Annotated in this window: 19 protein-coding genes and 1 other RNA gene; 18 read left to right on the top strand and 2 right to left on the bottom strand. The window is 66.0% G+C overall.

All coding sequences use genetic code 11. The features are described 5' to 3' along the window. Nucleotides 1-42 precede the first annotated feature (42 nt). A complete protein-coding gene (locus tag AUL36_RS01730; RefSeq protein WP_062217359.1) occupies nucleotides 43-996 on the top strand; it encodes a glycine--tRNA ligase subunit alpha in 954 nt (317 codons plus the stop codon). A gap of 64 nt (nucleotides 997-1,060) precedes the next feature. On the opposite strand, the gene AUL36_RS01725 is transcribed toward AUL36_RS01730, so the two are convergent. Further along, nucleotides 1,061-2,260, bottom strand: a complete 1,200-nt coding sequence (locus AUL36_RS01725; RefSeq protein WP_058635602.1) for a lytic murein transglycosylase — start codon at nucleotides 2,258-2,260, stop codon at nucleotides 1,061-1,063. 70 nt (nucleotides 2,261-2,330) lie between these two features. Next, on the bottom strand, nucleotides 2,331-3,128 hold the full coding sequence (locus AUL36_RS01720) for a glycoside hydrolase family 25 protein (protein WP_062217357.1): 798 nt from the start codon (nucleotides 3,126-3,128) through the stop codon (nucleotides 2,331-2,333). 204 nt (nucleotides 3,129-3,332) lie between these two features. On the opposite strand from AUL36_RS01720, the gene AUL36_RS24125 reads away from it, so the two are divergent. From AUL36_RS24125 to murB, 17 genes are all read left to right on the top strand, one after another. Then, complete coding sequence (locus AUL36_RS24125; protein ID WP_058600874.1) at nucleotides 3,333-3,560, top strand: hypothetical protein; 228 nt, start codon at nucleotides 3,333-3,335, stop codon at nucleotides 3,558-3,560. Between the two features lie 168 nt (nucleotides 3,561-3,728). Beyond that, a complete protein-coding gene (locus AUL36_RS01710; RefSeq protein WP_062217354.1) occupies nucleotides 3,729-4,448 on the top strand; it encodes a J domain-containing protein in 720 nt (239 codons plus the stop codon). A 77-nt stretch (nucleotides 4,449-4,525) separates the two neighbouring features. After that, a complete protein-coding gene (locus AUL36_RS01705) occupies nucleotides 4,526-5,200 on the top strand; it encodes a peptidoglycan recognition protein family protein (RefSeq protein WP_082655442.1) in 675 nt (224 codons plus the stop codon). Nucleotides 5,201-5,389: 189 nt separating this feature from the next. Beyond that, the gene (locus AUL36_RS01700; protein WP_153005440.1) at nucleotides 5,390-5,950 is read left to right on the top strand and encodes a lytic transglycosylase domain-containing protein; all 561 of its coding nucleotides are present in this window, start codon (nucleotides 5,390-5,392) and stop codon (nucleotides 5,948-5,950) included. A gap of 48 nt (nucleotides 5,951-5,998) precedes the next feature. Next, nucleotides 5,999-6,388: RNase P RNA component class A (gene rnpB / locus AUL36_RS01695), an RNA gene on the top strand. Between the two features lie 695 nt (nucleotides 6,389-7,083). Further along, nucleotides 7,084-7,545 carry a division/cell wall cluster transcriptional repressor MraZ gene (gene mraZ, locus AUL36_RS01690; protein WP_058600870.1) on the top strand — a complete coding sequence of 154 codons (462 nt, stop codon included), beginning with the start codon at nucleotides 7,084-7,086 and terminating at the stop codon, nucleotides 7,543-7,545. Further along, the gene (gene rsmH / locus AUL36_RS01685) at nucleotides 7,542-8,573 is read left to right on the top strand and encodes a 16S rRNA (cytosine(1402)-N(4))-methyltransferase RsmH (RefSeq protein ID WP_062217348.1); all 1,032 of its coding nucleotides are present in this window, start codon (nucleotides 7,542-7,544) and stop codon (nucleotides 8,571-8,573) included. Before mraZ ends, rsmH begins: the two co-directional genes overlap by 4 nt. 8 nt (nucleotides 8,574-8,581) lie before the next feature. Beyond that, nucleotides 8,582-8,941 (top strand): cell division protein FtsL, encoded by a 360-nt coding sequence (ftsL, locus tag AUL36_RS01680; protein ID WP_058600868.1) that lies wholly within the window; start codon nucleotides 8,582-8,584, stop codon nucleotides 8,939-8,941. 17 nt (nucleotides 8,942-8,958) lie between these two features. Then, nucleotides 8,959-10,659, top strand: a complete 1,701-nt coding sequence (locus AUL36_RS01675) for a peptidoglycan D,D-transpeptidase FtsI family protein (protein ID WP_374700729.1) — start codon at nucleotides 8,959-8,961, stop codon at nucleotides 10,657-10,659. 113 nt (nucleotides 10,660-10,772) lie between these two features. Then, complete coding sequence (locus AUL36_RS01670; protein ID WP_062217342.1) at nucleotides 10,773-12,224, top strand: UDP-N-acetylmuramoyl-L-alanyl-D-glutamate--2,6-diaminopimelate ligase; 1,452 nt, start codon at nucleotides 10,773-10,775, stop codon at nucleotides 12,222-12,224. Further along, nucleotides 12,221-13,687 (top strand): UDP-N-acetylmuramoylalanyl-D-glutamyl-2,6-diaminopimelate--D-alanyl-D-alanine ligase, encoded by a 1,467-nt coding sequence (locus tag AUL36_RS01665; RefSeq protein WP_062217340.1) that lies wholly within the window; start codon nucleotides 12,221-12,223, stop codon nucleotides 13,685-13,687. The genes AUL36_RS01670 and AUL36_RS01665 overlap by 4 nt, the downstream gene beginning before the upstream one ends. 6 nt (nucleotides 13,688-13,693) lie before the next feature. Then, nucleotides 13,694-14,776, top strand: a complete 1,083-nt coding sequence (mraY, locus tag AUL36_RS01660) for a phospho-N-acetylmuramoyl-pentapeptide-transferase (protein WP_058600864.1) — start codon at nucleotides 13,694-13,696, stop codon at nucleotides 14,774-14,776. 10 nt (nucleotides 14,777-14,786) lie between these two features. Continuing rightward, the gene (gene murD, locus AUL36_RS01655; protein ID WP_062217337.1) at nucleotides 14,787-16,181 is read left to right on the top strand and encodes a UDP-N-acetylmuramoyl-L-alanine--D-glutamate ligase; all 1,395 of its coding nucleotides are present in this window, start codon (nucleotides 14,787-14,789) and stop codon (nucleotides 16,179-16,181) included. Nucleotides 16,182-16,184: 3 nt separating this feature from the next. Then, nucleotides 16,185-17,351 (top strand): putative lipid II flippase FtsW, encoded by a 1,167-nt coding sequence (gene ftsW / locus AUL36_RS01650; protein ID WP_062217334.1) that lies wholly within the window; start codon nucleotides 16,185-16,187, stop codon nucleotides 17,349-17,351. A 5-nt stretch (nucleotides 17,352-17,356) separates the two neighbouring features. Further along, nucleotides 17,357-18,460: an undecaprenyldiphospho-muramoylpentapeptide beta-N-acetylglucosaminyltransferase gene (gene murG / locus AUL36_RS01645; protein WP_062217331.1), complete on the top strand. Its 1,104-nt coding sequence runs from the start codon at nucleotides 17,357-17,359 to the stop codon at nucleotides 18,458-18,460. 26 nt (nucleotides 18,461-18,486) lie between these two features. Beyond that, nucleotides 18,487-19,899 (top strand): UDP-N-acetylmuramate--L-alanine ligase, encoded by a 1,413-nt coding sequence (gene murC, locus AUL36_RS01640; protein ID WP_062217435.1) that lies wholly within the window; start codon nucleotides 18,487-18,489, stop codon nucleotides 19,897-19,899. After that, nucleotides 19,848-20,855, top strand: coding sequence for a UDP-N-acetylmuramate dehydrogenase (gene murB / locus AUL36_RS01635; protein WP_082655440.1), 1,008 nt, complete (start codon nucleotides 19,848-19,850; stop codon nucleotides 20,853-20,855). The genes murC and murB overlap by 52 nt, the downstream gene beginning before the upstream one ends. Nucleotides 20,856-20,921 lie beyond the last annotated feature (66 nt).

Genomic DNA, 20,921 nt, shown 5'->3' with positions numbered 1-20,921 from the left:
CTTCGGGCGGGCCGCGACGCTGCTTGGCCGGAAAGGCACGACATGTCCGAACTCGCCCCCCATATGCGGCCCGAACGCTCGTTTCAGGGCCTGATCCTGGCGCTGCATCGCTACTGGGCCGATTATGGCTGCGTCGTGCTCCAGCCCTATGACATGGAAGTCGGCGCGGGCACGTTCCACCCCGCCACCACGCTGCGCGCGCTCGGCCCCAAGCCTTGGAACGCGGCCTATGTTCAGCCCTCGCGCCGTCCCAAGGACGGGCGCTATGGCGAGAACCCGAACCGGCTCCAGCACTATTACCAGTATCAGGTCATCCTGAAGCCGAACCCGCCCAACCTCCAGGAACTCTATCTCGGCTCCCTGAAGGCGATCGGCATCGACACGGGCCTGCACGACATCCGCTTTGTGGAGGACGACTGGGAGTCGCCGACGCTGGGCGCCTGGGGCCTCGGCTGGGAATGCTGGTGCGATGGGATGGAAGTCTCGCAGTTCACCTATTTCCAGCAGGTCTGCGGCATCGAATGCGCGCCGGTGGCGGGCGAGCTGACCTATGGTCTCGAACGCCTTGCCATGTATGTCCAGAACGTCGACAATGTCTACGACCTGAACTTCAACGGCCGCGAGGGCGACGAGAAGGTCACCTATGGCGACGTCTTCCTGCAAGCCGAGCAGGAATATTCGAGGCATAATTTCGAGTTCGCCAACACGGCGATGCTGCTGAAGCATTTCGAGGATGCGGAAGCGGAGTGCCGGGCGCTGCTCCAGGCCGGCGCGCCGGTGTCGGGCGGCAATCAGACCCTGCACAAATGCGTGCTGCCGGCCTACGATCAGGCGATCAAGGCCAGCCATGTCTTCAACCTGCTCGACGCGCGCGGCGTGATCTCCGTGACGGAGCGCCAGAGCTATATCCTGCGCGTGCGCACGCTCGCCAAGGCCTGCGGCGAGGCTTTCCTGCAGACGGACGCGGGCGGGCTGAACTGGAAGGCCGTCGCCTGAGGCTGCGGAACTGAAATTCTGATCGACATGAAAAGGGCGGCTCCGAGGCCGCCCTTTTTTCGTATCAGCCGAGCTTCGCGAGAAGCTCGGTCGTGGGCCAGCCGTCCGGCGCCATGCCGTGCTTCTGCTGCTCGGTCGCGACGGCCGCGCGCGTGTTGGCGCCCAGAATCCCGTCCACCTTGCCGACATCGTAGCCGAGCGAGACGAGGCGCTGCTGAAGGCGCTTCATCTGCTCGCCGTCGAGGCCCGGCTGCGGATTGCCGACCGCGACTTCCGGCCCGCCCGCCAGCCGCGTGCCGAAATAGCCGGCGGTCAGCGAATAGGTCAGCGAATTGTTCCACTTGAGATAGACGTCGAAATTCGGGAAGGCGAGGAAGGCCGGGCCGCCCTTGCCCTGCGGCAGGATGATCGAGGCCATCATGCCGTCGCGCTCCAACGGCGAGCCGTCCGACTTGGTGACGCCGAGCTTGGCGAATTCCGAGCGCGGCTCCTTGTTGACGAGCGCGGCGCGATCATAGGGGAAATCGGCTGGCATACGGATGGCTTCCAGCCAGGGCTCGCCCTTGCGCCAGCCCATGGACTGGATGAACTTGCCGGTCGTCATCAGAACGTCGGGCACGTCGGTCAGGAGATTGATCGTGCCGTTGCCGTCCTGGTCCGTGCCGAAGGCGATATAGTCCTCGGGCAGGATCTGCGTCTGGCCAAGTTCGCCGGCCCAGGCGCCCTTCATCTGCTCGGGCGTCAGGTAGCCGCGATCCACCAGCTCGATCGCGCCGATGAGATGGGGGCGGAAGATTTCCGGGCGGCGGCAGTCATGAGCGAGCGTCGCCAGCGCCGACAGCGTGTCGAAATCGCCGAGCACCGCGCCGTAATCGGTCTCAAGGCCCCAGAAGCTTGCGATCACCGGGCCGGGAACGCCGGTCTTGGCCTCCACCTCGCGGAAGGTCGAGGCGTATTTCTGAAGGTTCGCCTTGCCGCGCGCGAGCCGGTCCTTGTTGACCATGCGGCCCTGGAAGCGCAGCCATTCCTGCTGGAACACGGCCTGGCCGCGATCGCGCGCCAGCACCTTCTCATCCTGCCGGACATGGGCCAGCGCCCGGTCCACGCCGTTCTGCGACAGGCCCTTGGCCAGAGCCTCCGCGCGAACGCCTTTCAGGAAGCTGTTCCAGTCGCCGCCGCACTGCGCGCCCTGCGCGGCGGCCGCGCCGACGCCCACTAGCAGCAGCGTGGAAGCAAGAAGCAGAGGTTTCAGCGAAAGGGTCATGGCCGGTCCGTCATAGAAAAGGAATACGCCGCCCTAACAGGCAAAGTGCGGCGCTTTGAAGAAGAGGTGGTCAAGAAGCCGGTCGATGCGCCTTCAGCCAGGCGTCCCAATCGGCTTTCGTGCCGGAAAAGGCATTGCGATCGACCCCGCCCGGGACGCCCGGCACGGTGCCCGTGGCCGTCCATTGCCAGAAGCGCCAGTCGCGGCCGGGATAGTTCTCGCTCGGATGATCCTTCACGCCGCGCAGCCAGAACTGGTGCTTGGGGAAGGTGCCGATCAGCCGGTCGCGGTGAATGTCGATCGGCGCGTAGATGATCGGGCGCACGCCGTAATAGCGCTCCACCGCGTTCAGGAAGGCGCTCATCTCGCGCACCATCTCCTCGCGCGGCGGGCGGCGGGTGCAGGTCGGCGAATCCGGCGTCCATTCGACGTCGAGCACCGGGGGGAGGGCGTCGGGGTCGCGCGGCACGTTCTCGATGAACCAGCGCGCCTGCTCGAGGCCCGGCCGGCACCAGTAGAAGAAATGATAGGCCCCGCGCGGCACGCCGGCGGCCTTGGCGTATTTCCAGTTGCGCGCGAAGGCGCTGTCGATCCGGTCTCCGCCCTCGGTGGACTTGATGTAGGCGAAGGCGACCCCGCCCGCGCGCGCCGCCTCCCAATCCACCTCGCCCTGGTATTTGGAGACGTCGATACCGTGGACCGGGTAATGCTCGGGCTTCGATCCCTTGATGCCGACAAGGCCCAGCTCGGTCGCATCCAGCGAAACGGACCGGCAGCTGGTGAGAGCGAGGCAGGCGAACAGCGCGAGGGCCAGCGCCCGGCCGGCCGAGGCGAGCGGCGCGCGATCCGTGTTCGGTGATGATCGCATCGGTTCCGTATCCCTGCCATGGCGTCCCATGCGGCGGCAAAGTGCGCACGGGACCTTACGCCGGGCTGGCGTTGCCCTTCGCATCGCCGGAGCGTGATCTGGCGCAGATGTGACCGATGAAATGCAGCGTGAACAGGAAATAGGCGAACCGAACCCCATTTGGCTCGTTGTAGGGGCAGCAGACCAACAACAGGACCGTATCTCATGAAGACGATCTCTCTTGCTCTTAGCGCCGTCGCCCTCCTGGCGCTGACGGCCTGCTCGGACAACAAAAGCAATTCGAACACGACCACGCCGGCCGCCAGCACCACGACCGCTCCGGCGACGGGAACCACCACGACCACGCCGGCCACCGGCACCACGGGAACGACTGGCATGACCGCGACGCCGGGTGCCACGGGTACGACGGGCACGACGACCACCACGCCGTAAAGGCAGGGGCGGCCCACAGCGCCACTGACCGGGCCCGCGCCACCAGCGCGGGCCTTTTTCGTCGAGAGAGGGGCTGGCGGCCGCCTGCTTTCGCTGTCGCGGCAGAGCGCGCTGCGATAAAGTGCCGAGTCGGGCGCCCTTGGCGGCGCGGCGGAAACGAAAGAAACCATGTCGATCTTTTCGAGCCTCGCGCAACTCGTGCGGGATCTCGCGGCCAGTGGCGCGGCCACCGTCGAAGCTCTGGTAGAGCGCATTCGCTCGGCCTTCGAGGCCGATCGCGAAACGCGAAAGCGCGTCGCATTCTCCGTGGCGATGATCGCGCTCTCGGCCAAGATGGCAAAGGCCGATGGCGTGGTGAGTCAGAACGAAATCAACGCGTTCCGCCGTATCTTCGACATTCCGCCCGAGGAAGTGCGCAACGTCTTTCGGCTCTATGACCTCGCCAAGCAGGACACGGCCGGCTTCGAAGCCTATGCGCTGCGGATGCGCGGATTGTGTGGCAGCGGCGAGCGCGACTGCGCGCTCCTGACCGACGTTCTCGACGGCCTGTTCTTCATCGCAGGGGCGGACGGGTTCGTTCATGACCGCGAACTCGCCTTTCTCGAGCGCGTGGCCGAACTCTTCGAGATCAGCGAGGCGCAGTTCGAGCGCCTGAAGGCGCGCCACATCATCGGCGGCGAGGCTGGGGCCTATGCGGTTCTGGGCGTCGAGCCGAGCGACAGTCCCGAGACGATCCGGCGGCGCTATCTCGAACTCGTCAAGGAAAACCACCCGGACCGGCTCGTGGCGCGCGGCGTGCCGCAGGAGTTTCTGGCGATCGCGACCGAGCGCATGAAGGCGATCAACGCCGCCTGGGCGACGCTCGGCAAGATGGCCCCCGCCGAGTGAGTCCCGACAGTTCGCTCGTGTCGCGCTGCGTGCCATCGCCCAGCCATAACGAGCGGCGGGGGCAGGCGGGGCCGGACATGCTTCTCCTGCATTACACGGGGATGCGTACGGGCGCGGCCGCGCTTGCGCGCCTGACCGACCCGGTGAGCGAAGTCTCGGCTCATTATGTCGTCGAGGAAGACGGCGAGATTATTCAGCTTGTGTCCGAAGCGCGCCGCGCCTGGCACGCAGGGCGGGGCTCTTGGCAGGGGAGGGAGGACGTGAACTCCCGCGCCATCGGCATCGAGATCGTCAATCCCGGCCATGAGCATGGCTACCGACCATTTCCGCAACGGCAGATCGATGCGGTCATCGAATTGTGCAAAGATTGTGGCAATCGCTGGTCGATCTTGCCACAATTGGTCTTGGCGCATTCCGATATAGCGCCTGCGAGGAAGGAAGATCCGGGCGAGTTGTTTCCTTGGGATCAACTTTTTTCAGCCGGTGTCGGCCTTTGGTTTGCCAGCAAACATAAGCAAAACAAAGCTTTGCTAGCCGAGGGGGATCGAGGCGGGGCGGTCGCCGCCTATCAGAGTCAGCTCGCGGCCTATGGTTATGGCATCCGAAACGACGGAATCTTCGGGCCTGAGACGGCCTCAGTGACCCGCGCCTTCCAGCGTCATTTTCGGCCTGTTCGCGTCGATGGACGTGTCGATCAGGAAACGGGTGAGGTGCTGACGCAACTCCTCCAAACGGTGCAAACTGGAGGCTGAAAACGCGCGGACCAGAGGTTTGTTCAAGCGCGTTTTGTTTCAGTCATTAATATTCCGTTACTGAAGTGCCGCTTTCCGGTTCGATTTTTCGGGCAAAAGGAGGGGGTACCGCCGCTGCGCATCTGCGGCCGAGAGGGGACGACGGAACCGGATTGTTAGGCCGGGAGCGTCGAAGACCACAGGACCGAAATGAGACGACTGCCTGCCATGGCCACCGCCGTGACGCTTCTGCTTGCGCCTATGACCGCCGCCGACGCCGACACCGCCTCTTCGACTTCCACTGCGCCTATCGAGAAGACCTCGACCGATCAGGATTTGACAGACCCCGCCGCCAGCCAGATCGATGCGGTCGATGACGAGGCGGCCCGCCTCGCCCAGAAACCCTTCGCCGACATCATCGAGCGGGAAGCCAAGGCCAATGGCGTGCCGGTGGAACTCGCCCATGCCATCGTCTCCGTCGAAAGCCACTACCGCGTCGACGTCACCGGCCGGGCCGGTGAGATCGGCCTGATGCAGATCAAGCCCGCCACGGCCCGCGACATGGGCTTCACCGGCGATGCGACCGATCTCTACAATCCGATCGTCAACATCAAATACGGCATGAAATATCTCGCCGGCGCCGAGCGCCGGGGCGGCGGCACGCTGTGCGGCACGATTCTCAAATACAATGCCGGCCATTATTCCAAACGCATGAACCCGACTTCGGCCCGCTATTGCGAGAAGGTGAAGCTGGTTCTGGCTTCGCTCTGAGCCGACCGACGCTTGACAGCGGACCCCCGGCGCGCGAGACCACGCACGCCAGCCGGCCGGGCGGCCGCTCCCGTCCTATGTCGAAAGGCGGCGGGGGAGGAAAGTCCGGGCTCCACGGAGAAACGGTGCCGGGTAACGCCCGGCGGGGGCGACCCCAGGGAAAGTGCCACAGAAAACAAACCGCCTTCGGCTTCGGCCGAAGGTAAGGGTGAAACGGTGGGGTAAGAGCCCACCGCGTTTCCAGCAATGGCGACGGCAGGGCAAACCCCACCGGGAGCAAGACCGAATAGGAACGACGCGGCGGGAAACCGCCAGGCCTCTCCGGCCCTGTCGTTCGGGTGGGTTGCTTGAGGCGTCGCGCGAGCGGCGTCCCAGAGGAATGGTCGCCGGGCGGCGAAAGCCGCCGCACAGAACCCGGCTTATAGGCCGGCTGGCCTTCGACCGTCACACGCCCCATCATGATCGGCGCCCGCCGAGGCGTTCGGCACTCAAGCCGAGACTGTCCCCCGACATCGGACGCGGGATGGGATGAAGCTCCACCACGCACTCCCCGATTCTCCGTCGATCCACTCGCCTGCCTTCGGGTGCAGCACGACTCGAGCCGGTCGCCCTTAAATTTCCTGTTTTACCAAAAGTTCAAGAGCGGATTTCGCGCATTTTACGCCGGCCTTGGGCAGGTCTAAGAAAATGGAGACCCTTAGCAGTTTGGGTCGGTCGTCTGCCGTTTACCCTTTGTAAATGCTGGATTCAAAGACCCGCGCGCCGGGCTGCGATGGCCCTTCGAGCCACGTTGAGCGCGTTCAACCGAGCGCAGAACCGATCGTCTTAATATACTGTTAAATCATATTAAAATCATGTCGTGCTGCAAGCCTGCAACAGGCTGCCCGCTCCCGCTCGGCCGGGCCGTTCCCATTGACCCCCATGGGAGCCCATGATATCCCAAATCTCATCCTGAAGGCCCGGTTTTGGGTCGAATTCGAACATTGGCGAGCATCCGTTTCAGCGTGTTTTGGCTGGGGCGACGTCGGCTGTTGTGCTGCCGGCGGGTGAGTTTGTGTGCTGAAATTCGGCGTTGAGCATGGGCGAGGGTGTCGTGGCAAAGCGAGGGATCAGAGGGGCGGTCGGCGGCGACGATGGACCGGTTTCTCTCCAACTCGGTCAACAATATCGACGCCAAAGGCCGGGTGTCGGTGCCGGCCCTGTTTCGTCAGGTCTTGGCGGCGCGCGGGTTTCGCGAGCTTTATGCCCTTCAGGCGATCGGGCAGCCGGCCATCGATGTCGGCGGCATGGATCTTCTGGAGCGCTACGAGGCCCGCATGGCGGATGCGGACCCTTTCAGCGAGGACTATTCGGACATGTCGCTCTTTGCCTATGGCGATGGCGCCTTTCTGAAATTCGATGCCGAGGGGCGCATCATGGTGTCGGACTTCATTCGCTCTCACACGGGCATCACCGATCGCGTAACCTTCGTGGGGCGCAATCATTTCTTCCAACTCTGGGAGCCATCCCGGTTCGAGGCCTATCGAGCGGAGGCGCGCGCGCGTTTGACGGCGCGTCGATCCAGCCGAGGCATGTCCGAGGGTGCGCCGGAATGATGACGGATCACGGCATGGTTGAGGAACCTGCCGATGGCGGACCGGTTCGTCACATTCCGGTGCTCCTCCGGCCTGTGCTGGAGGCGCTCGACCCTGGCTCCGGCGATGTGATCGTCGATGGGACGTTCGGGGCGGGCGGCTATTCGGCCGCCCTTCTCATGTCGGGCGCCAGCGTTCTGGGTATCGACCGCGACCCGACCGCCATCGCCGCCGCCGCGCCCATGTTGGCGGCGCAGCCGAACCTGCGTCTCGTCCACGGTCGCTTCGGCGATCTGGAGGAGATCGTCGCGCGTGAGGCGGGTGGCTCGGTCGATGGCGTGGTGCTCGATATCGGCGTCTCCTCCATGCAGATCGACGAGGCGGAGCGGGGCTTCTCCTTCCAGAAGGACGGCCCGCTCGACATGCGCATGAGCCGCTCGGGGCCGAGCGCGGCCGATGTGGTCAACCGACTGAAGATCGGCGATCTCGCGCGCGTCCTGAATTTCCTGGGCGAGGAGCGACAGGCCGGGCGCATCGCGCGCGCCATCGAGGCGCGCCGGGCCGAGCGTCCGTTCGAGCGCACGCTGGATCTGGCGCAGGTCGTCGGCCGCGTCGTCGGCCGGGCCCCCAAGGATCGCATCGATCCGGCCACGCGCACCTTTCAGGCGCTGCGCATCTACGTGAACGACGAGTTGGGCGAACTGGCGCGCGCGCTGGTCGCGGCCGAGCGCGTCCTGAAGCCCGGCGGCCGGCTGGCGATCGTCACGTTTCATTCGCTGGAGGATCGGATCGTCAAGCGCTTCCTGCGCGATCGATCGGAAGCGGGTTCGACCTCGCGCCATTTACCAGATGTTCAGCATAAGGACCGCACATTCGAATCTCGTAACCGGCCGGTGACGGGTGATGAGGACGAAATCTCGTCCAACCCTCGCGCTCGTTCCGCCAAGTTGCGTTCCGCCGTCCGCACCGACGCGCCCCCGCGCCCGGAAAGCGAGGCGACGGATTTCATCGATCTGCCGTCGCTGGCAGACCTGCCGTCCGGAGCTTGAACCGTCCCATGTCGAAGACGCTCGACGTTCTCCTCGTCATCCTCATGCTTGGCGCCGCCGCCTGGACCTTCGGACAGAAGTATCAGGCCGAATCGGTGGAGCATCAGATCGCGCTTCTCGACCGCAAGATTGCTTTGGAAAAGGAGACGATCCAGCTGCTCGACGCGGACTGGAGTCTTCTCAACCAGCCCAATCGTCTGGAGCAACTCGCGAAATCCTTCCAAGACACGCTGAAGCTCAACCCGACCGCTCCCGAGCAGATCGTGGAGCCGAACCAGCTGCCTTCGCCTCCGCTGCCGGTCGTGCCCGAAACCGACCAGAAGAACCGCGAACGGTTCGCCGCCGTGGACGGGAGCAAGTCGCGATGATCGATTTTCGCCGTAACCTGAACTTCCTGCGGCGTCGCGGTGCATCCGAGACATCGGCCGCCGGATCGCTGCGCCCGCGCCGCAGCGAAGCGCCGCGCAACAAGGCGCGCTTTATCATCGCCACGGGCCTCTTCTGCTCGATCTATGGCGTCATCGGCGCGCGCCTTCTGATGTGGGGCGCGATGGCGGACCCCAACGACGCCTATCGCGCGATGGCCAATGCCGGCCCCGTGACGCGGCCCGATATCGTGGATCGCAACGGCGAAGTGCTGGCGACCGACATCAAGACCGCCTCGCTCTTTGCCGAGCCGCGCCGCATTCTCGACGCCGACGAGGCGACCGAGGCGCTGCTGACCGTCTTGCCAGATCTCAACCCGAAGGTCCTGCACGATCGCCTGTCGTCCAAGGCGGGCTTTGCCTGGCTCAAGCGCGAGCTGACGCCGCGCCAGCAGCAGGAAATCCTGGCGCTCGGCATTCCCGGTATCGGCTTCCGCACCGAGAAGCGTCGTTTCTACCCCGGCGGCCCGACGGCGGCTCACATTGTCGGCTTCACCAATGTCGACAATCAGGGCATTGCCGGCATGGAGAAATATGTCGACGACAGCGGCTTCCGGGCGCTGCAGTCGAGCGGCTTCGCCTCGAACGACAGCCTGGAGCCGGTGAAGCTTTCGATCGACCTGCGCGTCCAGCACATCGTGCGCGACGAGCTGGTGCTCGCCATGCAGAAATACCGCGCCGTTGCCATCGGCGCGCTGGTGCTCGATGTGAACACGGGCGAAGTCATCGCCATGGCCTCCATGCCCGACTTCGACCCCAACAGCCCCGGCGACGCGCTGAAGAAGGAAAATCTCAACCGCTTCTCGGCCGGCACGTTCGAGATGGGATCGACCTTCAAGATCTTCACCACCGCAATGGCGCTCGACTTCGGCAAGGTGAACATCAATTCGATGGTCGACACCCGGCCGTTCTTCGTGGCCGGCCATACGATCAAGGAATTCCACAACAAGGGCGCTTCGCTCTCGGTGCCCGACATCTTCAAATATTCGTCCAACGTCGGCTCGGCCCGCGAGGCGGATATGGTGGGTCTTGAAAACCACCAGGAATTTCTGACGCGGCTGGGTGTTCTCGGCCGCCTCAAGACCGAGCTGCCGGAGGTCGCCATGCCGACGCAGCCGAGGACCTGGAAGAAGATCAATTCCATGACCATCGCCTTCGGCCATGGCGTGTCCACGACGCCGCTGAACACGGCGGTCGCGGCGGCGGCCGTGATCAATGGTGGCTTCCTTATTCCGCCGACCTTCCTGCCGCGCACCCAGGCGCAGGCTGACGAGGTCAAGCATCGCGTCCTGCAGGAAAAGACCTCGCTCGACATGCGCACGATCTTCCGCATCAACGGCGAGGAAGGCTCGGGCCGCGCGGCCAACGTTCCCGGCTACCATGTGGGCGGCAAGACGGGCACGGCCGAAAAGGTCATCAACGGCCATTACGCCAAGGACCGCCGCTTCAACGCTTATGTCGGCGCCTTCCCGATCGAGAAGCCGCGCTACATCGTCATGTCGATCGTGGACGATCCGCAGATCGAGCCGGGCAAGCCCAACGCGCAGGCCGGCTGGAACGCCGCGCCGCTGGTGGGCAACATCATTCGCCGAGCCGCGACTTTCCTCAACGTGAAGCCTGATTTCGGCGACGCGGGCAAGCAGCTCCTCGTATCGTACTGACGCCAAAAGGCTTCAATCGTCGGGCAGGGTGCTCTAAGAAGCCCGCCGAGACGACCCAATTCGAAAGCCGGCGGCGCGCCGCCGGCTTTTTTCTGCGACGTGGAAGATGGTGAATGAAGCTTTGCGACCTCGCCGGTGAGTTCGAAACCGGACCAGACGGAGCCCATATCGACATCACGGGCCTGACCTCGGATTCCCGGCGCGTGGAGCCCGGCTTCCTGTTTGCCGCCCTCGCCGGCACCAAGGCCAATGGCGAAAGCTTCCTCGCGGACGCCGAGCGGCGGGGTGCCGCCGCGCTTCTCGTCTCGAAAGATGCCACCGTAGACAGTCGCCTGCCTCTGGTGCGGGTGGACGATCCGCGCCGCGCCCTCTCCCTGATGGCGACGCGCTTTTATGGCCGGCAGCCGGGCTGGGTGGTGGCCGTCACGGGAACCAGCGGCAAGACCTCGATCGCCGCCTTCACGCGCCAGATCTGGGCCGCCGCCGGCCTCGCCGCCGCTTCGATCGGCACGACCGGCGTCGTCTCGCCCAAGCGCAACGATTACGGCACGCTGACGACACCCGAGCCCGTCGCGCTCGCCAAGCTCATGGCGGAACTCGCCGACGAGGGCGTCACGCACGCTTCCATGGAAGCATCCAGCCACGGGCTGGACCAGCGCCGGCTCGATGGCATCAAGCTTTCGGCGGCGGGCTTCATCAATCTCGGCCGCGACCACATGGATTATCATCCGACGGTCGAGGATTATTTCCGCGCCAAGATGCGCCTGTTCGACACGCTGCTGCCGAAGGGCGCGCCAGCCGTGATCTTCGCGGACGACGAATGGTCCGCGCGCGCGGCCGATGCGGCGCGGCAGGCCGGCGCCGACGTTCGCTTCGTCGGGCGGGCAGGGGACTTTCTGGTTCTCAAGCGCCTGGAGCATGAGCGTCATCGCCAGATCGCCGAGATCGAGGCGGCCGGGCAGATCCATCGCATCGTCCTGCCGCTGGCGGGCGAGTTTCAGATGGCGAACGCGCTGGTCGCCGCTGGTCTTGCCATCTCGACGGGCGTCGAGCCCGCTGTCGCCCTGCGCGCGCTGGAAGGGCTTCGCGGCGCGCCGGGCCGGCTGGAACTCGCAGGCACCACGCGCGAGGGCGTGCCGGTCTTCGTGGATTACGCGCACAAGCCCGAGGCGCTGGAAAACGTGCTTCAGTCCGTGCGCCCCTTCACCACGGGCCGGGTCATCGCCGTGTTCGGCTGCGGCGGCGACCGGGATACGGGCAAACGCCCGATCATGGGCGAAATCGCGTCGCGTCTTGCCGATGTCGTGATCGTCACGGACGACAACCCGCGCTCCGAGGTTCCGGCGACGATCCGCGCCGCCATCCTGGCCGCGGCACCCGGCGCGCGTGAGATCGCCGACCGGCGCGAGGCTATTGCGACGGCCATCGCCATGGCCGAGGCGGGGGATACGGTGATCGTGGCCGGCAAGGGGCACGAGAACGGCCAGACGATCGCGGGCGAGACCTTCCCCTTCAGCGACCATGAGGAAGTTCGGCGCGCCATCGCCGACAAGGAGAGCGCATGACCACGGTGCTCTGGACCCCGCAGGAGATCGTCCAGGCGACGGGCGGGCGGCCGATCGGCACCATGCCCACTGGCATTTCCGGTCTTTCGATCGATACGCGCACGCTTCAGCCGGGCGACGCCTTCTTCGCCATCAAGGGCGAAAGCTTCGACGGCCACGCCTTTCTGCGCCAAGCCATCGCGGCGGGCGCGGCGCTGCTGGTCGTCGCCGAAAAGAAACTGCCGGCGCTCGGCAGCGTCACGGTTCCGCTGCTCGTGGTGGATGACGTGTTGAAGGCGCTGGAGCGCCTGGCGCTTGCGGCGCGCGCCCGGTCGAAGGCGCGCATCGTCGCGGTGACGGGCAGCGTCGGCAAGACCACCACCAAGGACGCGCTGCGCCATATCCTGGAACGCCAGGGCGAGGTGCACGCTTCAATCGCCTCCTTCAACAATCACTGGGGCGTACCGCTGACGCTGGCGCGCCTGCCGGCCGACGCGCGTTTCGCCGTGTTCGAGATCGGGATGAATCACCCGAACGAGATCCGGCCGCTGGTCAAGATGGTGCAGCCGCATGTGGCTGTGATCACGCTGATCGCGCCGGCCCATCTCGGTTTCTTCCGCGACATCGACGAGATCGCCGACGCCAAGGCCGAGATTTTCGAGGGACTGGTGCCCGGCGGCACGGCGGTTCTGAACGCCGACGATCCGCAGCTGCCTCGCCTGACGGCGCGCGCCCGCGCCGTCGGCGTCACGCGCATCACCACCTTCGGCGAAGCGCCGGAAGCCGATTATCGCCTGACGGCCCTGCGCTCCACCGGAGCCGGGCAGCGCCTGGCCGCGCGCATCGACGGCACGGACGTGATGACGGAGATCGGGGCGGGCGGGCGCCATATCGCGCAGAACGCGCTGGCCGTTCTCGGCGCGGCCGACCTGATGGGCGCCGATGTCGAAGCCGCCGCAGCAGCGCTCGCCGACTGGCGCGCCAGCAAGGGGCGCGGGGCGCGCCATGTCCTGCCGCTGCCGGGCGGTGGCAGCTGGACCTTGATCGATGAAAGCTACAACGCCAACCCCGCCTCCATGCGCGCCTCGCTCTCGCTTCTGGCGCAATGCGCGCCGGGGCCGGAAGCGCGCCGCATCGCGGTTCTAGGCGACATGCTGGAACTCGGCGCCTTTTCGCGCGCCATGCATGTGGAACTCGCCGCCGCCGTTCTCGACGCCCATCCCGACCTCGTGCTTCTGGCCGGAACCGAGATGACCGCGCTCGACGCGGCGCTGGAGCGCTTGGTGCGCCACGAGTGGCATTCTTCGACCGGCGAGCTTCGCGCAAGCTTGGTACGCCACCTTCGGCCGGGTGACGTCGTGATGATCAAAGCGTCCAAGAGCATCGGCTTCTCGAAAATGGTGGACGATCTCGTCGCCGAGTTTGCGCCGCCCGCCCCATCCATGGGCGAACCTGCCCCATCCCAGTCCTGGCAGGGAGCCTGACGCACCATGTTCACCTATCTGGCCGCGCTGACCGAAGACGCGCAGGTCTTCAACGTCTTTCGCTACATCACCTTCCGCACCGGCGGCGCGATGATCACCTCGTTCATCGTGGTGTTTCTGTTCGGCCCCGCCATCATCGCCAATCTGCGCATCCGGCAGGGGCGGGGGCAGCCGATCCGCGCCGACGGGCCGCAGACCCATTTCAAGAAGGCCGGCACGCCTACCATGGGCGGGCTGATGATCCTGGCGGGCTTTCTGGCCGCGACGCTGCTCTGGGCCGATCTCAGCAATCTTTATGTCTGGACGGTGCTGCTCGTCACGATGGGCTTCGGCGCCATCGGCTTCTATGACGATTATCTGAAGGTCACCAAGCAGAGCCACAAGGGCTTCTCGGGCAAGGCGCGCCTTGCCATCGAGTTCGCGATCGCCTTGGTGGCGGGCGTCCTCATCATCATGGCGCAGTCGGGCAGCTTCGCGACCTCGCTGTCGGTGCCCTTCATCAAGTCGCTTCTGATCGATCTCGGCTGGTTCTACGCGGCCTTCGCGGCGGTGGTCGTGGTCGGCGCGGCCAATGCCGTGAACCTGACGGACGGTCTCGACGGGCTCGCCATCATGCCCATCATGATCGCCTCGGCGGCCTTCGCGCTCATCGCCTATCTCGCGGGCAATACGAATTTCGCCAACTACCTTCAGATCCACTATGTCGTCGGCACGGGCGAACTGGCCGTGGTCTGCGGCGCGGTGATCGGAGCGGGGCTCGGCTTTCTCTGGTTCAACGCGCCGCCCGCCGCCATCTTCATGGGCGACACCGGCTCGCTGGCGCTGGGTGGCCTCGTCGGCACCGTCGCCGTCGCCACCAAGCACGAGTTGGTTCTGGTCGTGATCGGCGGCCTCTTCGTCATGGAGGCGCTGTCGGTCATTATCCAGGTCGCGTCCTTCAAGCTCACCGGCAAGCGCGTCTTCCTCATGGCGCCGATCCACCACCATTTCGAGAAGCTCGGCTGGACCGAGAGTCAGGTCGTCGTCCGCTTCTGGATCATCGCCCTGATGCTGGCTTTCGTCGGCCTCTCGACGCTCAAGCTGCGCTGAGGAGAGAGCCATGATCCCGGCGATGAGTTTTGCGGGCCAGCGGGTCGCGCTGTTCGGTCTCGGAGGCTCGGGCCTTGCCACCGCCCATGCGCTCCAGGCGGGCGGTGTCGAGCTGACGGCCTTCGACGACAACCCGAAGAGCGTGGAACTTGCCGCCTCGCAAGGCTTGCCGACCGGCGATCTGCATGGGCTCGACTGGTCCGGGCTGGACGCGCTCGTGCTGTCGCCCGGCGTGCCGCTGACCCATCCCAAACCCCATTGGGCGGCGGAGCTGGCGCGTGAGGCGGGCGTGCCCGTGATCGGCGACATCGAAATCTTCGTGCGCGAGCGCGCCGCGCTGTGCCCGCGTGCACCCTTCGTCGCCATCACCGGCACCAACGGCAAGTCCACCACCACGGCGCTGATCGCCCATTGTCTGCGCCATGCCGGGCGCGACACGCAGCTCGGCGGCAATATCGGCGTCGCCGTTCTGACGCTGGAGCCGCCCGCCCCCGAGCGGCACTATGTCGTGGAATGCTCCTCCTACCAGATCGATCTGGCGCCCTCGCTGGCGCCCACCGTCGGCATCCTTCTCAACCTCACGCCGGATCATCTCGACCGGCACGGGACGATGGAGAACTATGCCGCGATCAAGGCCCGCCTCCTGAAGGACGCCGGAACGGCCGTGATCGGCGTCGATGACGATTATGGTGTCGGCATCGCCGACTGGCACGAAAGCGAAGGCAATGTCGTGGTGCGCATCTCCAAGGAGAAGGCGCTGGACGACGGGATCGTCTATCGTGACGGCACGCTGCTTTCGATGCGGGATGGGCGCATTGAGGCCGAGTTTCCGCTGGCCGGCATCGGCTCGCTGCGTGGCCGGCACAACGGCCAGAACGCTGCCGCCGCCGTCGCCGCGCTGACGGCGCTGGGTCTGGGCGCGGCCGAAATCCAGGCCGGCCTCGAAAGTTTCCCCGGCCTCGTGCATCGCATGGAGCAGGTTGGGCGCGCCGGCCCGGTCCTCTTCGTCAACGATTCCAAGGCCACCAATGCCGACGCCGCAGCCCCCGCACTGGCGAGCTTCGAGCGCATTCACTGGATCGCGGGCGGCCTGCCCAAGGAGGGTGGAATCGCCTCGCTGGAATCCCTGTTCCCCCGCGTCGCCAAGGCCTATCTGATCGGCGAGGCCGCGCCGGCTTTTGCCGCGACTCTTGGTGAACGAATTCCTTACGAAATATCAGGTACACTGGACGTCGCGGTCGAGAATGCGGCGCGCGACGCCGCCCGCTCGGGGGCCGAGGAGGTCGTTCTCCTGTCGCCCGCCTGTGCGAGCTTCGACCAGTTTCGCAATTTCGAGGTCCGGGGCGACAGCTTCCGCCAGCTGGTGGAAGCGCTGCCCGGAATCGACGTCTTCCGCAAGGGATAGAGCATGGTCAGTCGCGCTCAGAAGGGCCTCATCACCGACTGGTGGCGGTCGATCGACCGCTGGTTCCTTGCCGCCTTCCTGATCCTGATGATCGGCGGCATGGTCCTGTCCTTCGCCGCCAGCCCACCCGTGGCCGAGCGCATCGGGCTGGAGCCCTTCCACTTCGTCAAGCGCCACGCCCTCTTCCTGTTTCCGAGCATTGCGGTGATGCTCGCGACCTCGCTGCTCAGCCCGCGCGGCATCCGCCGCATGTCCGTGGTCATGCTCTGCGGCGCGCTCGGGCTCATGCTGCTCGCGCTGTTCTTCGGAACCGAGGTGAAGGGCGCGCGGCGCTGGGTCGATATCGGCCCGCTCAGCATTCAGCCCTCCGAATTCATGAAGCCGGCCTTCGTGGTCGTCTGCGCCTGGCTCTTTGCCGAGCATTCGCGGCGCAAGGACATTCCGGGCAATCTCTTCTCCATCCTGATCCTGATGGTGGTCTGCGCGCTGCTGGTCGCCCAGCCCGATCTCGGCCAGACCATCCTGTCCAGCTCCGTCTGGGGCGCGCTGTTCTTCATGGCGGGCCTGCCCTGGATCTGGATCGTCATGCTCGGCAGCATCGCGGTTTTCGGCTTCTGCTCGGCCTATTTCGTCTTCCCGCACGTCGCCTCGCGTATCGACCGCTTCATGACGGGCGAGGGCGACACGTTCCAGGTGGACACGGCCCGCGAGGCCATCATGCGCGGCGGCTGGCTCGGCCAGGGGCCGGGCGAGGGGACGGTCAAGCGCATCCTGCCCGACAGCCACACCGACTTCGCCTATTCGGTGATCGCGGAAGAGTTCGGCATCATCTCCTGCATGGCGCTGACCTCGATCTTCGCCTTCATCGTGATCCGGGGCCTTTCGGTCGGCTTCCGCCAGCGCGACACGTTCAACCGTCTGGCGATCTCCGGCTTGGTCATGCTGTTCGGCCTCCAGTCGATCATCAACATGGCGGTGAACCTCCATCTCATGCCCGCCAAGGGCATGACGCTGCCCTTCATCTCCTATGGCGGCTCGTCCATGATGGCCGTCGCCATTACGGCCGGCTTCGTTCTGGCGCTGACGCGCAAGCGCGCCGAGAACGTCTCGCAGACCGACCGTCTGGTGGACCGCACGCTGTTCTTCCAGAACGCCGTGAACGCGCGGTGACACGTATGGCAGGACCGATCCTTCTGTGCGCCGGTGGCACGGGCGGCCATCTCTTCCCGGCCGAGGCCCTGGCGCACGAGCTTCGCGCGCGGGGCTTCACCGTCCATCTGGCGACCGACGAGCGGGCCGGGCGCTACGCCGGCAGCTTCCCGGCGGATGCGACGCATGTGATCCCGTCGGCCACCTTCGGCTCGAAGAACCCGATTGCTGTCCTGCGCTCCGGGCTGAAACTCCTCAACGGCTACCGGCAGGCGCTGCGCCTGATGCGCGAGATCAAGCCGGCCGCCGTGATCGGCTTTGGCGGCTATCCGACCGTGCCGCCGATGCTCGCGGCCGTGAAGGCGGGCCGCACGACGCTGATCCACGAGCAGAACGCCGTGATGGGCCGTGCCAACCGCTTTCTGGCGGGCCGCGTGAAAGCGATCGCCGCCGGCATTCCGCAGAGCCATGCCGACCCCGCCATCGCGTCGAAGATCACCGTGACGGGCAATCCGGTGCGCCCGGCCGTGCTCAAGGCGGCCGAGCAGCCCTATGCGGCGAGCCGAGGCGCGGAGCCCTTCAACCTCGTCGTCTTCGGCGGGAGCCAAGGTGCGCAATTCTTCTCCAAGGCGGTTCCCGCCGCGATCGAGCTTCTGCCCGCACCGCTTCAGGCCCGGCTGCGTGTGACGCAGCAGGCGCGGCGCGAGGACGAGGCGGAGGTGCGCGCCTTCTATCAGCGCATGAGCATTCCGGCCGATGTCTCGCCCTTCTTCGGCGACATGGCGGATCGGATCGGGCACGCGCATCTCGTGGTCAGCCGCTCGGGCGCGTCCACCGTTTCGGAAATCTGCGTGATCGGCCGCCCGTCCGTTCTCGTGCCGTATCCTTACGCCCTCGATCACGATCAGGCGGCCAACGCGGCGCGCCTGACCGAAGGCGGCGGCGCGGTTCTGGCGAAGCAATCCGAGCTTTCGCCCGAGCGTCTCGCCCAGCATATTCGCGACGTGGCCGAAGACGCGGCCTCGGCGGAAGCCATGGCCACCGTCGCGCGCTCGGTCGGCATTCCCGATGCCGCCGCGCAGCTCGCCGATCTCCTCGCGCGCCTCACCGGCGCTGCCTCCACACGATGACAACCAACGACAAGAAGGAGCGTCTCATGAAGATGCCGCCCAATATCGGCCCTGTGCATTTCATCGGGATCGGGGGCATCGGCATGAGCGGCATCGCCGAGGTGCTCGTCAATCTCGGCTATACCGTGCAGGGATCGGACGCGGCCGAGAACGCCAATGTCCAGCGCCTGCGCGAAAAGGGCGTCACCGTCCATATCGGCCATGCCGCCGAGAATCTGGGTCTGGCCGAAGTGGTGGTCGTCTCCACGGCGATCAAGCGCACCAATCCAGAGCTCTCTGCCGCCCGCGCCCGGCTTCTGCCGATCGTGCGCCGCGCCGAGATGCTGGCCGAGCTGATGCGCTTCCGCCAGGCCATCGCCATCGGCGGCACGCATGGCAAGACGACCACCACCTCCATGGTCGCGACCCTGCTCGATGCCGGCGGCATGGACCCAACCGTCGTCAATGGCGGCATCATCAACGCCTATGGCACCAATGCCCGCATGGGTGCGGGCGACTGGATGGTGGTGGAGGCCGACGAGTCCGATGGCACCTTCCTGAAGCTGCCGGCCGATGTCGCCGTCGTCACCAATATCGACCCCGAGCATCTCGACCATTACGGCACGTTCGACAAGGTGCGCGCGGCCTTCCGCGCCTTTGTCGAGAATGTGCCCTTCTATGGCTTCGCCGTCATGTGCCTCGACCATCCCGAGGTGCAGACGCTGGTGGCCGAGATCGAGGACCGGCGCATCATCACCTATGGCGAGAACCTGCAGGCCGATGTGCGCTTCCAGAACCTGCGCATGGAAGGTGCACGCTCGACCTTCGACGTGACGATCCGCGACCGCGTAACCGGCCGGGTCGAGGAGCTTCCCAATCTCGTCCTGCCCATGCCGGGCCGGCACAATGTGTCGAACGCGACGGCGGCCGTGGCCGTCGCCCATCGCATCGGCCTTTCGGCGGAGGCGATTCGCAAGGGGCTCGGGGCCTTCGGCGGCGTGAAGCGGCGCTTCACCCATACGGGCCAGAGCCATGGCATCGACGTGTACGACGATTACGGCCACCATCCTGTCGAAATCCGCGCCGTGCTGTCGGCCGCGCGCTCGGCCGCCTCTGGGCGGGTCATCGCCGTCGTCCAGCCGCATCGCTATTCGCGCCTCCAAAGCCTGTTTGCCGATTTCGCCGCCTGCTTCAACGATGCCGATACGGTGATCCTCGCGCCGGTCTATGCGGCGGGCGAAGAGCCGATCGAGCTGGTGAATTCGGAAATGCTGGCGGAGCGCCTGCGCCTCGGCGGTCACCGCGACGCGCAGCTGATCGACGGGCCGCAGGATCTCGCTCCGCTGGTGCATCGCATCGCGCAGCCGGGCGATATGGTCGTGTGCCTCGGCGCCGGCTCCATCACGCAATGGGCCTATGCGCTGCCCAAGGAGCTGGATGCGCTGGGCGCGCGCGCGTGAGCGATCTCGCCCATCATCTGTCCGATCCGGCTTTCGCCCTGCGCGGCAAGCTGATGGAGCGGGCGGATCTGTCCAAGATCACCTGGTTCCGCACAGGCGGCCCGGCCGATCTCGTCTACCAGCCGGCGGACGAGGCTGATCTCGAGGCCTTTCTGCAGGCGTTGCCGACGGACGTTCCTCTGACGGTCGTCGGCATCGGCTCCAACCTTCTGATCCGCGACGGCGGCGTCCCTGGTGTGACGCTGCGCCTGCCGGCCAAAGGGTTCGGCGAGGTGGAGCCGATCGGCGAGGGGCGCATTCGGGCGGGTGCGGCGGCAAGCGACAAGCGCCTGGCGGCCGTCGCGCTGGAGGCCGGGCTCGGCGGCTTTCACTTCTTTCATGGCATTCCCGGCTCGGTCGGTGGGGCGATCCGCATGAATGGCGGTGCCAACGGCGTCGAGACGGCCGAGCGGCTGGTTGAGGCCGTGGCCTACGACCGCGCGGGGAACCGGCACATAATGACCCGCGCCGACATGGGCTACAGCTACCGCCATGCGGACGCGCCGGAAGACCTGATCTTCGTCTCCGCCCTCTTCGAAGGACCGGCGGCCGGGCGCGAGGCGATCCGAGCGGCGATGGACGAAGTGCAGCATCACCGCGAAACGGTGCAGCCGGTGCGCGAGAAGACGGGCGGCTCCACCTTCAAGAACCCGCCCGGCACCTCGGCCTGGAAGGAGATCGACCGCGCGGGCTGCCGGGGCCTTCGCATCGGCGGGGCCGAGATGTCGGCGCTCCACTGCAATTTCATGATCAATGCCGGCGACGCAAGCGGGCACGATCTGGAGCTTCTGGGCGAGACCGTGCGCCGGCGCGTCTTCGAGACATCCGGCATTCTTCTGGAATGGGAGATCAAGCGCCTCGGCCGCTTCGAGCCGGGGCGGGAGGTCGAGCCGTTCCGAACTCCGTTGGCGAGCTGACACAAAAGGGCGCCCTCTCGGCGCCCTTTTTTCATGGTCGTTTGGGGGTGAGGGCCATGAGAATCC

The organism is Aureimonas sp. D3 (assembly GCF_001463805.1).
Lineage (GTDB): Bacteria > Pseudomonadota > Alphaproteobacteria > Rhizobiales > Rhizobiaceae > Aureimonas > Aureimonas ureilytica_A.
This window is presented reverse-complemented; position numbering and strand designations above follow the sequence as displayed.

Coding starts and splice junctions, on each gene's coding strand:
- AUL36_RS01665 (WP_062217340.1), top strand. CDS start 12,221: ATGACCACGGTGCTCTGGACCCCGCAGGAGATCGTCCAGGCGACGGGC.
- AUL36_RS01720 (WP_062217357.1), bottom strand. CDS start 3,128: ATGCGATCATCACCGAACACGGATCGCGCGCCGCTCGCCTCGGCCGGC.
- AUL36_RS01725 (WP_058635602.1), bottom strand. CDS start 2,260: ATGACCCTTTCGCTGAAACCTCTGCTTCTTGCTTCCACGCTGCTGCTA.
- AUL36_RS01705 (WP_082655442.1), top strand. CDS start 4,526: ATGCTTCTCCTGCATTACACGGGGATGCGTACGGGCGCGGCCGCGCTT.
- ftsW (WP_062217334.1), top strand. CDS start 16,185: ATGGTCAGTCGCGCTCAGAAGGGCCTCATCACCGACTGGTGGCGGTCG.
- AUL36_RS01700 (WP_153005440.1), top strand. CDS start 5,390: ATGAGACGACTGCCTGCCATGGCCACCGCCGTGACGCTTCTGCTTGCG.
- AUL36_RS01710 (WP_062217354.1), top strand. CDS start 3,729: ATGTCGATCTTTTCGAGCCTCGCGCAACTCGTGCGGGATCTCGCGGCC.
- mraY (WP_058600864.1), top strand. CDS start 13,694: ATGTTCACCTATCTGGCCGCGCTGACCGAAGACGCGCAGGTCTTCAAC.
- murC (WP_062217435.1), top strand. CDS start 18,487: ATGAAGATGCCGCCCAATATCGGCCCTGTGCATTTCATCGGGATCGGG.
- murD (WP_062217337.1), top strand. CDS start 14,787: ATGATCCCGGCGATGAGTTTTGCGGGCCAGCGGGTCGCGCTGTTCGGT.
- murB (WP_082655440.1), top strand. CDS start 19,848: ATGGGCCTATGCGCTGCCCAAGGAGCTGGATGCGCTGGGCGCGCGCGC.
- ftsL (WP_058600868.1), top strand. CDS start 8,582: ATGTCGAAGACGCTCGACGTTCTCCTCGTCATCCTCATGCTTGGCGCC.
- AUL36_RS01730 (WP_062217359.1), top strand. CDS start 43: ATGTCCGAACTCGCCCCCCATATGCGGCCCGAACGCTCGTTTCAGGGC.
- rsmH (WP_062217348.1), top strand. CDS start 7,542: ATGATGACGGATCACGGCATGGTTGAGGAACCTGCCGATGGCGGACCG.
- murG (WP_062217331.1), top strand. CDS start 17,357: ATGGCAGGACCGATCCTTCTGTGCGCCGGTGGCACGGGCGGCCATCTC.
- mraZ (WP_058600870.1), top strand. CDS start 7,084: ATGGACCGGTTTCTCTCCAACTCGGTCAACAATATCGACGCCAAAGGC.
- AUL36_RS24125 (WP_058600874.1), top strand. CDS start 3,333: ATGAAGACGATCTCTCTTGCTCTTAGCGCCGTCGCCCTCCTGGCGCTG.
- AUL36_RS01670 (WP_062217342.1), top strand. CDS start 10,773: ATGAAGCTTTGCGACCTCGCCGGTGAGTTCGAAACCGGACCAGACGGA.